Source organism: Isoptericola sp. NPDC055881 (assembly GCF_053615895.1).
On sequence record NZ_JBSHCR010000007.1, the window covers coordinates 76,261 to 91,451 of the forward strand.

At 66.4% G+C, this 15,191-nt stretch carries 12 protein-coding genes; 4 read left to right on the forward strand and 8 right to left on the reverse strand.

The window, feature by feature from the left end; genetic code table 11:
* Positions 1 to 37: 37 nt before the first annotated feature.
* Positions 38 to 838 carry a helix-turn-helix domain-containing protein gene (locus ACWGKI_RS03925; protein ID WP_452184850.1) on the reverse strand — a complete coding sequence of 267 codons (801 nt, stop codon included), beginning with the start codon at positions 836 to 838 and terminating at the stop codon, positions 38 to 40.
* 173 nt (positions 839 to 1,011) lie between these two features.
* Here ACWGKI_RS03925 and ACWGKI_RS03930 point away from each other — a divergent pair, with 173 nt between their 5' ends.
* On the forward strand, positions 1,012 to 1,422 hold the full coding sequence (locus ACWGKI_RS03930) for an Ohr family peroxiredoxin (RefSeq protein WP_452184852.1): 411 nt from the start codon (positions 1,012 to 1,014) through the stop codon (positions 1,420 to 1,422).
* Between the two features lie 203 nt (positions 1,423 to 1,625).
* Here the strand turns inward: ACWGKI_RS03930 and ACWGKI_RS03935 are convergent, their stop codons facing one another.
* Entirely contained in the window at positions 1,626 to 2,618 is a 993-nt protein-coding gene (locus ACWGKI_RS03935; protein WP_452184854.1) for a helix-turn-helix transcriptional regulator, read from the reverse strand.
* A gap of 62 nt (positions 2,619 to 2,680) precedes the next feature.
* Here ACWGKI_RS03935 and ACWGKI_RS03940 point away from each other — a divergent pair, with 62 nt between their 5' ends.
* The gene (locus ACWGKI_RS03940) at positions 2,681 to 3,793 is read left to right on the forward strand and encodes an epoxide hydrolase family protein (RefSeq protein ID WP_452184856.1); all 1,113 of its coding nucleotides are present in this window, start codon (positions 2,681 to 2,683) and stop codon (positions 3,791 to 3,793) included.
* 540 nt (positions 3,794 to 4,333) lie between these two features.
* Here ACWGKI_RS03940 and ACWGKI_RS03945 read toward each other — a convergent pair.
* The 6 genes from ACWGKI_RS03945 to ACWGKI_RS03970 form a co-directional block, all read right to left on the reverse strand.
* On the reverse strand, positions 4,334 to 5,716 hold the full coding sequence (locus tag ACWGKI_RS03945; RefSeq protein WP_452184858.1) for a DUF6414 family protein: 1,383 nt from the start codon (positions 5,714 to 5,716) through the stop codon (positions 4,334 to 4,336).
* Positions 5,713 to 6,936 carry an AAA family ATPase gene (locus ACWGKI_RS03950; RefSeq protein WP_452184860.1) on the reverse strand — a complete coding sequence of 408 codons (1,224 nt, stop codon included), beginning with the start codon at positions 6,934 to 6,936 and terminating at the stop codon, positions 5,713 to 5,715. The genes ACWGKI_RS03945 and ACWGKI_RS03950 overlap by 4 nt, the downstream gene beginning before the upstream one ends.
* Positions 6,933 to 7,253: a hypothetical protein gene (locus ACWGKI_RS03955; protein WP_452184862.1), complete on the reverse strand. Its 321-nt coding sequence runs from the start codon at positions 7,251 to 7,253 to the stop codon at positions 6,933 to 6,935. Before ACWGKI_RS03955 ends, ACWGKI_RS03950 begins: the two co-directional genes overlap by 4 nt.
* Positions 7,254 to 7,407: 154 nt before the next feature.
* Positions 7,408 to 10,008, reverse strand: coding sequence for a S8 family peptidase (locus ACWGKI_RS03960; protein WP_452184864.1), 2,601 nt, complete (start codon positions 10,006 to 10,008; stop codon positions 7,408 to 7,410).
* Positions 10,005 to 10,961: an AAA family ATPase gene (locus ACWGKI_RS03965; protein WP_452184866.1), complete on the reverse strand. Its 957-nt coding sequence runs from the start codon at positions 10,959 to 10,961 to the stop codon at positions 10,005 to 10,007. Before ACWGKI_RS03965 ends, ACWGKI_RS03960 begins: the two co-directional genes overlap by 4 nt.
* Positions 10,962 to 11,198: 237 nt before the next feature.
* Complete coding sequence (locus ACWGKI_RS03970; RefSeq protein ID WP_452184868.1) at positions 11,199 to 11,579, reverse strand: hypothetical protein; 381 nt, start codon at positions 11,577 to 11,579, stop codon at positions 11,199 to 11,201.
* Between the two features lie 902 nt (positions 11,580 to 12,481).
* Here ACWGKI_RS03970 and ACWGKI_RS03975 point away from each other — a divergent pair.
* Positions 12,482 to 13,456, forward strand: a complete 975-nt coding sequence (locus ACWGKI_RS03975; protein WP_452184871.1) for a site-specific integrase — start codon at positions 12,482 to 12,484, stop codon at positions 13,454 to 13,456.
* A 59-nt stretch (positions 13,457 to 13,515) separates the two neighbouring features.
* A complete protein-coding gene (locus ACWGKI_RS03980; RefSeq protein WP_452184873.1) occupies positions 13,516 to 15,147 on the forward strand; it encodes a hypothetical protein in 1,632 nt (543 codons plus the stop codon).
* Positions 15,148 to 15,191 lie beyond the last annotated feature (44 nt).

Consider the following 15,191-nt stretch of genomic DNA (forward strand, 5'->3'; position numbering starts at 1 on the left):
CCTGGCCCACCGTTCCTGAGGCGGCCGATGGTTTCGGTCAGCTGTCGTCGGAGGCTGCCAGCTCTTGGAGGCGGGCGGCGCTGAGGGGGTCGGCGGGGAGGAAGGTCTCGATGGCGAGGCTTGCTGCGGTGACCTCGAGGGGGGCTCCGATCGTGGCGATCAGGGTGAACAGGCGGACGTTGCCGCGGCGGGTGCGGAGGTCGAGAGTGACCATCGGCTGGGTGGCAGCCCTGGGTGCTTGGTGGGGTAGGTAGGACTCGACCTCATCGACCAGCTCGGCCAGGGCCCCGTCGGCGTTGTCGCGGCTCTGGCGTCTCAGCTGGTGGATCAGTGGGGCGCTGCACGCGGCCGTCATCGACGAGATGCTGGGGATGCCACCGGGATGCACCGACAGCCGTAACAGGTTGACGGGCGGTTTCAGCAGTTCGGGGTCCACCCCGGCCCAGAGCAAGGACGCCGCGTCGTTGGCGTCGATCAGGTTCCACAGTCCGTCGACGATCAGCGCCGGGTGAGGCATGTGTGCGTCGAGCAGCTGGTGCAGGGATTCGCGCAGCGGCCGCATCGTCTCGGATTCGTACGACTTCTCCAGGTAGATCGGCGCGAACCCACCGGCCAGCAGGAGACGGTTGCGTTCGGCCATCGGCAGGTCGAGCTGGTTGGACAGATGGACCAGCAGCTGCCGGCTGGGCTGGGCACGCCCTGTCTCGACAAAGCTGAGGTGCCTGGTCGACATCTCGGCCTGGAGGGCTAGGTCGAGCTGACTCAGGCGCCTGTGCACCCGCCAGAAGCGGACGAGCTCGCCGACGGCCTGTGGCTCGTCACGAAGTTCTGCAGTCATGGCGGTCGCATTCTTCGGGTGTGGTGGTCACGCCAGTGTGGCGCGCTCGCAGGCGAGCGGCCATGACCAGTCAGGTAACGCGGGTTGCTGTACCTAGGAGGTCATGGCGGCTGCCACGGACGGTGGTGATCGTTGACAGCGTTCCCAGGTACACCAGGACGGAAGGTCAGAACATGAACCCGACGTACACCGGCGTCGCCACGTCATCTGGACGCGACGCCCGCGCTGTCAGCTCGGACGGACGGCTGGACGTTCAGCTCGCGCTGCCCAAGGAGATGGGTGGAACAGGCGACGGCGTCAACCCTGAGCAGCTCTTCGCCGCGGGCTGGGCGGCCTGCTTCTCCACCACGATGGGTCTCATCGCCCAGAGCAGAGGCCTCGACGCCAAGGACGTTGCGGTCACTGCCGAGGTCAGCCTCGTGCCGACCGGGCCGGGCTTCACGCTCGCCGCCACACTGCGGGCCGAGCTCCCCGAGCACCTGGCCGGCGACACCGGCAAGACCCTGCTGGAGGCAACACACCGTTCCTGCCCGTACTCCTTGGCCACCCAGGGGAACGTGCCGGTCGAGATCGTCGTCGAGTGAGCAGTCTGGGTCGATGGGTCGTCGAGCGGCGTCAGGTCGGGCGGCTCGCCCGCCGTCCGCACGAACGCCGCGGGGAGCACGGCGACCTGGGTGACGACGAGAGCGGCGAGGACGACGGCGAGCAGGCCACGGGCCCGTGCCGTCGCCCACAGCCGGATCGCACGTGGGTGGTTCCGGAAGCTCGCTGACCAGCACGTCCGCGACTAGGGCACCGGTGCCAGGCACACCCGGTCGGAGGTGGGTGGGGTCGAGCGCGCGTAGCGCGCGGTCAGACGGCGGAGATGTGCGACGAGCTCCGGCGGTCCGGTGACGTCGAAGTCCGCGTCGAGCAGTCCCAGGTACGCGCCGAGCGTCTCCACGGTGTCGGCTCCGGTGTCCAGCACGCACGTCTGCTCGTCGATGCGTCCGACGACGCCCACCGCCGGGCTGATCCGTTCGCCCACCACCTCGGCAGGGGCGTGCACGGTGACCCGCGTCCGGTATCGCCAGGCGGCGGCGGAGACCCGGCTCGACACGTACGCCGCGACGTCGTCGGGCAGCTCCCGCGGGGCGAACCGCGGACCGGTCGGGATGCGCGGCCGCATCCGGTCGACGCGGAAGGTCCGCCAGTCGTCCCGGTCCAGGTCCCACGCGAAGAGGTACCAGCGGCGGCCCCAGTTCACCAGCCGGTACGGCTCGACGGCGCGGACGGTGGCCGCGCCGGAGTGGTCCGCGTAGTCGAACCGGAGCCGCTCGCGGTCGCGGCAGACGGCGGCGAGCGTCGTCAGGACCTCCGTGTCGACGGTCGGTCCTGCGTCGTCATGGGGCACAGGCACCGTGTAGGTCTGCAGGGCGCCGACCCGGCGGCGCAGCCGGGATGGCAGCACCTGCTCCAGCTTGGCCAGCGCCCGGAGCGACGCCTCCTCGATCCCCGCGATGGCACCGCCCGTGGCCGTACGGAGTCCGACGGTGACCGCGACCGCCTCGTCGTCGTCGAGCAGCAGCGGCGGCAGGTTCGCACCCGCGCCGAGGCGGTAGCCGCCCACGTTCCCGCGTGTGGCCACGACCGGATAGCCGAGGTCCCGCAGACGCTGGACGTCGGCGCGCACGGTCCGCCCGCTCACCCCGAGCCGCCGGGCCAGCTCGGGACCGGCCCAGTCGCGCGGGAGCTGGAGGAGCGAGAGCAGGCGCAGGAGCCGCGCAGAGGTTTCCGACATGGCCCAAGATTCGCATCCTATGAGGAAGCAAGTCTTCCTCATGGGCCGACAGAGTGGGATCCATGGACATCAACGAGTACCGCATCGACATCCCCCAGGCCGACCTCGATGACCTCGACCAGCGCCTCTCCCGCGTGCGCTGGACCAACGAGCTGCCCGACGGCGGCGCCGACTACGGCGTGTCGCTCGAGTACCTGCAGGGTCTGGTCCGGCGCTGGCGCGAGGAGTACGACTGGCGCGCCTGGGAGGCGCGGCTCAACCGGTACCCGCAGTTCACGACGACCATCGACGGGCAGAACGTGCACTTCATGCACGTCCGCTCACCCGAGGCGGATGCGACTCCCCTGCTGCTGACGCACGGCTGGCCGACGACGGTCGTCGAGTACCTGGACGTGATCGACCGCTTGAGCGACCCGCGAGCCCACGGCGGCGACCCGGCCGACGCTTTCCACCTGGTGATCCCGTCGGTGCCCGGCTTCGGCTTCTCGGGCCACACCACCGACCGGGGCTGGAGCCGGTACCGGATCGCGAAGGCGTGGGCCGAGCTGATGCACCGCCTCGGGTACGAGCAGTACGGCGCTCACGGCAACGACGGCGGCTCCCTCATCTCGCCCGAGGTCGGGCGCTGCGACCCCGAACACGTCCTCGGGGTGCACGTGACCCAGGTCTTCTCGTTCCCGTCCGGCGATCCCGCCGAGCTGGAGAACCTGTCGCCGGAAGACCGAAAGAACGTCGAGTTCCTGTCGTGGTGGCTGGAGAACGGCGGTGCGTACGACAAGCTGCAGTCGACCGCCCCGCAGACGCTCTCGCACGCGCTCGCGGACTCGCCGGTGGGACAGCTCGGCTGGAACGCGCAGCTGCTCGGGCCGAACCTCGACCCCGACTACGTGCTCACCAACACGATGATCTACTGGCTCACCAACACGGCGGCGTCGTCCGCGCGCCTCTACTACGAGGACTTCCACGCCACGGACAAGCCGACCGAGCCGACCACCGTGCCGCTGGGGCTGGCCAACTTCGCCTGGGACTTCCACTCGATCCGCGCGTTCGCCGAGCGGGACCACAAGAACATCGTGTCGTGGAACGTCTACGACACCGGTTCCCACTTCGCGGCGCACGACGCGCCCGACCTGCTGGTCGACGACATCCGCGGGTTCTTCCGCAGGCTGCGCTGAAGCGTCAGGTCGGCCGTCGACCTCTGAAACGACGAAAGTCCCGGCCGAGTTGAACTCGACCGGGACTTTCGTCTTGTGGGCTCCCGACTACCCGGGAACCTCCTCACGTGGGTGGTTCCGGAAAGTCGCTCACCAGGCGGGATCCCATGCTCCTCCGCGGCTCAGGCACACCCCAACGCGGCGTCCAAGCACACCCTCGCCCCCTACCGTGGGTTCCGATGGCGATCGCCGATCAGGGCTGGCGTGTCCCACGCCCATGACGTTGCTCAGCGGGGAGCCACCTGATCGAAGGCCCGCGCTGTGGAGCAGCCGCATCTTTCACCACAACGTCGGCCGACCGAACCTCGTTCAGGATCTGAGTTGATTGCTGAACATCGAGCTCGAACATGTCCCGGATCGTCTCGTCACAGGAACGACTGACACGGCTTCGGGATACTCGAGCATTCTCACTGGAGAAGTCGAACCACCAGACCGGATCTGGTAACCGAGCCCTAGGGCGGGTCACCGCTGTCGCCTATCCATGCAGCAGACCCAGATCGTTCACCAGTAGATTGCAATCACATCTACGTCGAGCAGACGCTCACTCGCGGCCGCACTCGCGCTCTGAGTGACAACACTGGTGGACGCAGCCGTCGACCGCCCATGCGCAAGTGCAGGAAAGATCGGCAGCCCTGCGGCCGTGCGCGCAGTTTCCCTGAGCTCCAGATCCCGCTCTGGCGTAACCGCGACGCCCGAAAGCTCATCGAGTAGTTCTCTGATACTCCGGAAAGCAGTTCGCTGATCCGAAACGGATTCGCCGAGCGATTCAAGCCTGTTGACACGCTGGGCGAGCTGGGATTTCCCGGCCTTTACTAGCTTCTTGCCTGACTCCTTCAAAAGGGAGTCTGAGTAAATCATCAACGCGTTCGTTAACGCGGATTCGGGTGCCGACGCAGGAGAATGCAACTGTGGCGTGCCGTCGAACGGCTCCCGGCTCGCAGAGTTGATCTGGTCGATTAGACCGGGAGCAACTTGGCGGAATAGGTCGGCGAGCTTTACCGGCGTCCAAGAATCTTCGAGGCCGGATCGCGCGACACGCGCAAGCAACGTGAACTCAGCATCCGAGAACAGGACTCGGCGGATGTCCTTCCAGTACGCGATATGCTCCGTGACGCCAACGATCTCAAGGTGCTTCACGTCGTCAAGCGGGAGCCCTTCGATGAGCTCGTTATGAACGACATACTCTGTCCCGTTTACAACTGCGACCGAGTAGTCAATCGCCTCGGCCCGGATAGGAATGAGCCCCGCGAGCAGCCGCTGCAAGATCTTGTTCACAGGCTGCGCCTCGCGGAGTGATTCGAGCCCGTTCCCCGCCTCAAACATGTCCGGGAAGTCCTCGGCCATCGCGGAAAACTCGGACACCATCGTGCCAAGGTGAAACACGGGGTCTGCCTTCAGCCGCACTCGGAACTCGACCAGATCACCGCGCCGCAGATCCGCTGACTTCAACGCGAGTGCTGGATCGTCGACCTTCTCGAGGGAGGGGATGTCATCCGCGGGACCACTCACGCTTGTCGGCTCGATGCGGCGAAGACCGGAGATCGCATGAAACTCGCGGAACCAGGACTGGACGGTCGCTTTGCGCGACGTCTGAATGCTGCTGCTGTTGCTGGTCTGGAACTTCGAGGCTAGCTCTGCTTTCGCAACAAGGCCAGGGTTCGCTCCGATCGTTCCGGACAGCTCCGTTGATAGTGCGTCGCTCAATTGTTCCGATGTGGAATCGGTTACCTCACCGGTCTGCGAGGAGAGGAGGCTCCTAAGACTCACCTCGTCTAGGTAGACGAACTCACGAAGCGGTGACTCCTGGAGCGCCTGGGGCATGTCCGGGTCGGCGGTGCGCTTGGGACGCCGTAGCCAGCGCTTGATCCGAGTCCAAACCTTCACTTGCTCGCCTCCTCGACGTATGCGCGGCGGGGACGAGCTGCGACACGCTCGTACGCCTGTGCGACATCCTCAGCAGCGATCTCGCCTCGAGAATCGCCGGCAGCAACCAGCGCCGCCTCTGTCCAGATGGAGGCTAGGTCAGCGGCGGACCATCCTTCCGAGAGAACCGCGATGTCCTCAAGTGGCAGGTCCCGCGCGGTCTTCAGCTCACGGGCGCGTACGCGAAGGATTTCGAGCCGATCGACCACGCCCGGAAGGCCGAACTCGATCTCCCAGTCGAACCGACCGGGTCGCGTCAGTGCAGGGTCGAGGGTGTCGACTCGGTTCGTTGCGGCGATCACGACGACACTCTTGCCCTTGTCGTCGAAGCCATCCATCAACGTCAGGAGCTGCGCGACCAGGCGCTTCGACGCTTCGTGAGAGTCGTTGGTTCTGCGTTCCGCGATGCTGTCGATCTCGTCGAAGAAGATGATCGCGCGGCCACTGGCGCTTGCCGTCGCGGCATTGAAGATGCGGCGCAAAGTCTCCTCGGTGTCCCCCATCCACTTGCTTACAATCGACGGTCCACTGATGAGGTAAAAGTCCGCCTTTGACTCATGGGCGATAATTCGCGCGAGGTGCGTCTTTCCCGTTCCAGGCGGCCCAGTGAATAGCACGCCTTTCACCGGGCGCGCTCCGATCTCGTCTAGCTTTTCGCGTCGCTCAAGCTGCGTCTCAATGAGTTCACGCGCGCGCGCGATCACCTCTGGGTAGCCGCCGAAGTCGGCGAAGGATGGTCCGTCCCCGCTGCTCGCGACATGGTACTCCCTCTCCACATCTTCGGCGTCCATCCCAAAGTCTCTACTGCGGATCGGTGTTTCTGAGACGACTCGGACGATACCGTCCACGTCGTTGTACTCGACCGTGTAATTGATGTCGATGGCTACGCCGCGATGATTGTGCGCGGTTCGTATTCCCAGAGACGCGTCGAGGAGGACTGTTCCGTCGTCAAGAATTCCCTTCACGATTGCTATCGAGTTCGTTTCGGGCCAAGCCTCGGCGGGCGCAGGATCCCAACTATCATCGCTAACGATGAAGAGATCGCCTCGCTCGGGAAGCTCCCCACGCCAGCCCGGGTGTCGACCAGTTCGCCCGTCATTCACACGGAAGTACACAGTCCCGTCAAGTGCATCGATACTGACGACTTTGATGAGATTTCCGACCGATACTTCGTCGGTCATTCCCACTCCTCATGCGCCAGCGAGGTTTCGTTGTACCGAGAGCCTGGCACACCCTCGACCATCGCGAGCCGGAACGCACTCTTACCGCTGTTGATTTGGTGGCGCACGATAATCGTCTTTACGGCGACCATGTGCACACCATCGCCGCGGGACAGGTCCACGTCCAAGCGCTGGTCCTTGCTGCGCAGCCACGCACCCACATGGTCGGCAGCACGGTCGACCCAATCCTCCCTCGCCCCGGTGCGGAGCCACGCACGGTACGCACCATGCTCGACAGGTCTGGTCGGCGTCTGCGGTCGCTCGGTCACTTCCGTCATAACCGAAGTCCTACCGTGACCCACTGGCTGCTCGCCAGGCCGACGCGGCGAGAGCGCAGGACTCGGCGAGGATTCACCCGCATCACTGTTATGCCCGGGTTCAGTGGAGGCTCTGATCTAGCCTGCAGCGGAGGTGGCGGGTACGCACGGGCTCTCACACGGTCGCGCGACCTCGTACTCGTTCACGCAGCCTCGTCCGGACTTCGTCGTGGATCGTGGTCGACGTCTGCAGGGCTGTCTCGATGGAGACGACGAGCGCGTAGCGGATGCTCTCGCCTGCGCCCAGGCGCTGTGCGTGATTCATACACTCGACATGGATGGGGAACGAGTCGCCGTCACCGAACACCATGGCGCGATTGCCCTCAACGATTTCGTGCTGCAGGCTGCCTCGCCTCACGGCGTTGTGCTCTGCGTCGATCCGGTCTCCGCCGCCGAGTTTGGTGTCGGGTGTGACGAAGTAGACCTTCGAGCCCCTGTACTGGGTTCGCTGACCGATCGTCGGGGCCATCGAGGCCAGAGTGATCGTGATGCGGTGCCAATCGGCCACAGCCTGTAGCGACGTCGGCAAGGGCAGACCATACGTTCGCCGCTCGTCACGTCCGATGCTTCCACCCGCGACGAGCACGGCACGGTTTGCTGCGCCAGCACCAAGGCGGCTGGTGTCCAGCCGCCCGTAACCCAGCAGCGGAGTCAAACGTCGCCTTGCGTCCTGGTTGCTGATCCCAAGGTCGCGGCGCAGGGTCCCCTCGAGCGGTCCCCACGAGCTGGCGTGAGCAAGCAGGGCCCGAACGAGCAGAGGGTGGTACTGGGCGTCAGGCAGCGGAATGTCATCCTCGCTCGAGGCTCCCGCCTCGAGGATGTCGAAGATGCGGCTCGCCTCTCTGGTCACGAGGGCAGCAGCGTTGCTCGTCCCGTTAGTAAAGACGGTGAGATTCGTCGCTCCGCCCCGCCCGGGCGCAGCGACTTGGTGGCCAGGTCCAGAGACGGTGGTCGCCAACAGCTCCGCAGTGGCCGTGCCCTGCTCGACGTCCGAGACCGGGCGGGTGAAGAACGCACGTCCGCCGCTGTGAAGGATGTCCGGCTTGATCGAGCGGCCCACTCCGGGTCCAGTCGCGCCATAGAGCGCCGGCGCACCAGGACGCGTCAGGTCCCAGACCGTATCCGGTACCTCGTGGTCACTGAGCCCATCCTCGTGGGTGGCGCCCACGGTGAGGGCGTTGAGTGCGTCACCAGGCGGGAAGATGCCACGGAGGATCGCTCTGCCGTAGACGTACTTGACGGCCTCGGTCCTGGCGCGGTCCAGGTCGGTTGCGGCATCAGCGGGGACCGTGATTGGACCAACATGGTTGCCTGCACTCACAACGAACAGCAGGTTGTATTCGTATGCCAGCCAGTCGAGCAACCGGCCCACCGGGCTCATCCGCCGCACGAGCGCCCGCGTCGGCGCACCTAGGGAGAGGCTGACGATCCGGACGCTGGGTGCCACGGCCTCGCGGCTTCCGTCTCCGACGACGATGCGCCGCACCGCCTGGTGAAGGACATCGGTGAACAGTTTGTCCGGGAAGACCTGCTCGACCCGCTCGTTGATTTCGTGAGGTCTCATGATCGGCCGCACGTAGAGCGGACGCTCGAGCGGGTCTCCGGGAATCGAAAGATCGCCGTGGAGAATCAGCGACGCCATCGCGGTGCCGTGGTTCCGTGCGAGCACCGGATAGTTGCTTTCGAGGCTGTCAGGGTCGTCGATAGAGAGCCTGCCCCTCAGAGCGTCGTGGTTCGTGAACGGATAACCGTCCAGAAGCGCGATCCTCGGCAGCCCGGCCGCTTCAGGTTGTGAGGAAACCTGCACCTTTACCGCGGGCGCCTCGCTCGCCGGTGTGACACTCATCGGGGCGAAGGGACCAACGAGCATGACGTCGTCGGTCGTCAGCAGCCTGATCGACGCTGCTCCTTGAGTCAACACGGTCTCGGCTTGCTGGACGGGAAGCTCTGCCAGGAGCGCGTGATAGCCGATCTCGCCAATCTGGGACCGCTGGAGCACCCGCCCTCCAGAGTCGACGACAACCTGCGTAACGTGGTCCTCGGCCTGAGTCCGGGCTCCTGGGTCGCCCCGGTACCAGAGTTCGATCTCAGCCATCACAGTGCTAACAGACTGGCCGACGAACTCGAGGTGTTCCCGCCACGCGTCAAGCAGGCCCGTCTCCCGAACTCGGTCTTCAGGGCCCCAGCGCCTGATCGAGGAGAGCTGCTGGAAGGCGTCCTTGAACTTGCCGAGCCCGTGCTCAAACTTGGCCGACGGGTCCTGCTGCCAGACGGCAAACAGGCGCAGGAGCTCCTCGATCGCCCGGGAGTTGGTCATCACCATGTACAGCGAGTGCGGGACCGGCTTGGTGGTACGCCCGGTGCCAACTTCCGTCATATAGAAATCGTCGTCGGGGTCGCTCTCGTCGCCCAGCAGCTCAGACAGGAACTCCAGGCCGTCGATTCGGTTGACCGCGTTGCGGAACTCGCCGATGCTCCCGGCCAAGTCGAACACGACGACCAGTTCGGGATCGACCTCGTCAGGGACGTCCTGGCCGAGCCGTGCCCGCTCCGCGTCGAACGCGGCCGCCAGCTCGCGGAACTGCGGCGTCAGTCGTTCCTTTTGCCGCGCGGCGCCCACCCTAGATGCGCGGGGCATCGCCAGCGGTTTCTGCTTCACCCTCTGCGCCACGGTGGGTGCGCCGAGGGCCAGCAGTGGCCGTTGTGCTTCGTTCACCGCGTCATCTGACCACGGCGGTGCTCGAGGCGCTCACGGACGATGCGACGTAGGTCGCCGTCTGGCATCTCGAGGACAGCACGCCGCCTGACATCTAGCGCGAACTCCTCCAACTCGGCGAAGCTTGAACCTGCAAGTTTGTCCGCCAAGGTTCGCGGCGCATACCCGAGGTCTCCGCCCAACCTGGCGGCAAGTCGCTCGAGGAACCTTGTCGCCTGGTCGCGGCTCGGCGCATCGAGCTCGGCGCGCACCTGGAAGCGCCGCCAGGCGGCACGGTCCAGGAGCTCGCTGTGGTTGGTCGCACCGACAAAGACGACGTGCGCCGGGAGGCGGTCGATCTGAAGCAAGAGCGTGGACACGACACGCTTGATCTCACCTGTCTCGTGCTCGTCCGAACGCTCTTTGGCAATGGTGTCGAGCTCATCGAAGAACAAGACGCACCGTCGGCTACGCGCGAACTCGAAGGCGCTGTCGAGCCGTGCCGCGGTCTCGCCAAGAAAACTCGACACGACCCCCTCGTACCGGACCACGTAGAACGGCAGCATCAGCTCCGAGGCAATCGCCTCGGCCACGCTGGTCTTCCCGTTGCCCGGAGGACCAGACAGGAGGATGCGGTTCCTCGGCTCAATCCCGTAGTTCCTGAGCAGGTCGGCACGTCGCTGCTCTTCGATCAGTTCTGTCACGACCCGGCGCGGGACGTCTGCGAGCTCCAAGTCGCCGAGCCGGCGGTTGGCGACGATCTCTTGAACCAGGTCACTGACAGCCGCGGCACGGTCGTCACGGGCCAGACCCTGACCGGTGGTGGTGATGATTTCGGAGAGACGGTCGGCGAGCAGGTGGTGCTGGTTGGCGCGCTCTTCGGCAATCACGGCTTCGACCAGGACGCGGAAGCGTTCCCTGTCGCCTCGCCGCTCGGCCTGTACGAGGTCAAGGAGCATGTCTGCGCGTGCCATCTTGGCCTCCTTCGGTCGTGCTGCGCACTGGCGCGCCGATCCTATCGCCGATGAAGAGGAGCGGATTGGCCCACGCCGGATGGCCGGTCGGCTGGCGTCGACATCATGGCCCCTCCTCTCCTTGCTTCGTTGGACTGACGGCCATCGCGACACCGCCCGTCGTCAGTGGCGCCCACGTCCCAACGCCCTGGGCGAACTGACGGCGGCGCCTCGCCACTGACTCGAACAGTCCCTGGGTCATGCCGCGTGCATGTCATCGACGAATGCGACCGCGGCGCCGAGGACCTCGGCCGCACGCTCGTCGACGATGTACTGCAGCGGCAGGTTCTCGTCGAGCATGGGGTTGGCACCCACGAGCCAAGCGATCGCGACGCTCGGGCCCTGCGCACTGCTCACCGTCCACCACGCCTGATACCCCAGGCGCAAGCGCCGCTGCGCATCCTGGCGTGGCGTAGGGCCGTCAGCTTTGGCCCACTTGCTCGGCAGGGTGCGGTCCTTCACGCCAGCAATCGTCTGCACGATCGTCGGACCGACGTTCTCGTTCAGTACGCGCACGAGGTCGTGGATGTCCGCCTGGGTTGCCGCGGCGTGAGCTCTGGTGCGGATGCTGCCAGCCATGGGAACGACTGTAGCCGTGGAGCACACCAAAGCACCATTGAATGCAACAACAATCCCTCAGGCATCGCCGCGGCGAGAATCGTCTCTTGCCGCCGCCTGCGACCATGCCGCTGGTGCCCGAGCGTGCACCACCTGCCACTCCTACCGCGGCCTGCCTTGCTACTACGGATTGCGCAGCGCCTCCGCATGATTCCCGGTCTCACGCGGGAGCAGTTGTGCAGCAGCCTGCTGCACGACTCGGAACGTGGCGTGCGCAGCGGCGGAGATCCGTCGGTATCGCTACCCACGGTCGAACCTCTGACTAGACCGGAGACCGCCCTAACTCAGCGGCTGGCCCCGCGCGCCCTCGTGACTCCAGGGTGCGCGCGCCTACTCTGGAAGGGCTACCCGTACGAGGTGCGGGAGTTGGCTTGCGGCTCCAGACCGCGGCGCGCGAGGTGCGGCTGACCACCGTCCTCTCAGTCGGCCCAACCACCCGACACGACGGATTCACGGATCCGGTGTTTGTGGTGTGGACGTGGGCGATGGGAGGACGCAGCGATGGAACCGAAGGACTTGGTTGAGATCCGGTCAGCGAGGACCGGGCGCCCGTCGTCGCGCCCCCGTGTCCATCAGCCTGACGAGCTCGTGCGCTTCGACGCACGCATCCCCGCCCGCACTGCGCAGCGACTGTACGACGTGGCGCACCGGACGGGTCGGCCGGTGACCGCCGTCCACGCCGAGCTTCTTGCCAGGGCTCTCGACGACGCAGCCGGGGGCCCGATGGGCTGATTCGGTCGGCGCTGGGCGCCGGAGGCGCGAAAACGGGTCCAGGAGTCGCACCTCCTGAACCCGATCGCCTCGCATCAGCGGACTTCGACTCCGCTGCCAGAACCACCCCGAGTACCGATTGGGGTCTTCCTATGCCTTCAGCGTCCTCTTCTGGAACTTCGCCCGTCAACCGCCACGCCGACGACGACGACGATACCGAGTCCGCCCGCGAAGCAGTACGCCGCTACGTCCCCTCGGCGCTGCGACCCGATGACTGGCAGCCCGTCGCCGAGTTCACCCGGGCCGTCGCGCTCGATATCCGTCCCGTCGACCGGCGGCGCGCGATCGAAGCCATGCGAACCCTCAGCCAATTCGTCGTCTGGGCCCACCGACAGGGCATCCCGCTGGAACGCGAGAAGATCTTCACGCCCGACGTCGTCGGGCGGTACATCGCGGTCGGATGCAGCCACCTCGCGCACGCATCACGAGCCACGCGGCGGTCCGACCTGCGCCGGTTCTCGACAGCCGTCACCCGGCGCGCGCCATGGGCGCCGCTACCAGCCCGCATGCGCGCCGACTACGCGATCGTGCCGTACACACACGCGGAAGTGGATCGACTGCTCGAGGTCGCGGAGCAGCAGCGCACCCCGACACAGCGGCGCAGGCTCACCTCCACACTCGCCCTCGGGCTGGGCACCGGGATCTATCCGCGAGAGACCTGGCGCGTCACCACCGACCACCTCGTCCTGCGACATGGTCACCTGTGCCTCGAGGTTCCCGGCGACATGCCACGCACGATCCCGATCACGCCGCCGCACGACACGACGCTCGATCGGATTCGACGCGATGACCCAGGGTCAACCATCCTCGGCTTCATCGCTCGCGAGTGGGACCGCTCCAGGCTCTGGCACATGATCGAGAAGGCCGAGATCCCGGCCGACTGCCCTCCGATCAGGATGTCGCGCCTCCGGGCAACCTGGATGCTCGATCACCTGCAGCACCGCGTCCATCTCAACGCCCTCGCTCAGCTGGCCGGGGTCACCTCGTGGAAGAGCTTCGGCCACCTCATGGGCTACCTTCCACCCTTCGACGAAGCCGATCTCGTCGCGGAGATCGCCCTTCGATGAGCCGCCGGACGGCAGTCCGCAACGCCCGACCGACGCGCACAGCGTCAGGTCGAAGCATCGTGCGCTACCGCCCCAACCCGCTCACCGAGAAGCAGCGCGTCGCTCGCGCCCTCGCTCTCGCCGACCACCCGAGGATCCATGCGATCCTGCAGGCGAGCACGTCGACCCGAGGACGCCCACGAGCCGTCTCCCTACAGCTTGTCGCCCGGCTCCTGTTCCTCCACGCCCTGTCGAGCCCCCACCGCATGACGCTCGGCAGCGTCGAGAACACCGTTCTCGGGCTCACGCCAGATTCCCGCAACCGCCTCGGAGTCCCCGAGACCTGGATCAACGACCCCGCCGGGCGGCAGCGGCTCTACCGCCGTCTTTGGAGTGCGTTCACCGCCCTCAGCACCGCCACCCGCGACGGCGTGCACGTCGACCACAACCACGACCTGCGGGTGAACCTCGACACCGGCGAGGTCGACCCCTGCCCGCCAGCCTGTTCTTTCCTCGACCTGAGCGCTGACGAGCTCGCGGTGACCATCGTTCAGGCGGCCTTGCCACGGGCGTTCCGCCGAACCCACGCGATCGCCATCGACGGCACCGACTTCGAGTCCTACGCCGTCCCATACCACGACGGGCACAGCACCCGCGAGGGCCAGGTGTGCGCCGACCCCGACGCGCGCTGGGGCAAGCGCACATCCACCGACCGGCGCCCGAGCGAGTTCTACGTGGGCTACGAGTTCCACCTCGCGACCTATGTCGCCTCGATCGGCGAAGACGAGGGACCGCGCATCTGCGCCGGCATGGCGATACGTCCAGGTGTCCAGGACCGCGCCGGCGCCGCAGTAGCGCTCACACGCGCGATCCAGCAGCACGGGCCGGTCGACGAGGGCCTCTTCGACCGCGGATACACCATGGCCAGCGCCGAACGCTTCGCCAGGCCGATGCGCCACCTCGGCATCACCGTCACCATGGACCTGCACACCAACCAAAGGGGCACCAACCCCGGTCCAGTCCCCGGCACTCTCTGGCTCGACGGACACCTCTACTCCGAGGCACTGCCCCTCCCGCTGCGCCGCCTGAACCCGCCGAACGTCGGCGACACTGCTGCGACCAAAGCCCACCTGAGGGACGTGTTCGACGCCCGGGAGCCGTACCGCTACATCCCGCACAGCCGCCACAACGACGCCCTCGGCACCCAACGACTCAAGGGACCCGCCGTCTCCGGCCGCCTCCGTTGCCCGAACTCCCCGGCGAGCATGCGACTCGGAGCCCACCTACCGACCTCCACCTGCAAGCCCGGATCGCAGTGCGGCTGTGGCGCCACGGTCACCGCTCCCGATACCGATCAAGAGCGTGACCGTCAGCAGTTGCCGTGGCAGTCCACCGTCTGGTCACTCTCCTACAACCGCCGCACCTACGCCGAGACCCTCAACTCCCGGATCCGATTCACCGACACCAACCTCAACCGCGGCTTCATTCAGATCCTCAACCGCCACGCCACCGAGCTCCTGCTCGCGATCTACCTCGCCGGCTACAACACCGTCGAGCTCTTCCGGTGGTCCACCAGCCACGACCAGACCGAACCCTGGGCCGAGCAGCTCGGCGAACCACCCGACACTCGACCCATGGGCCGGTTCACCCGGTCAGCGCGCCGACATCGTCGAGGACCGCCCCAGCGACCCCAGGCACCTGGCGACAACTGACATCACCGGCATTGCGCAGCCCGGCCGCGCCGCACGCCGTCGCC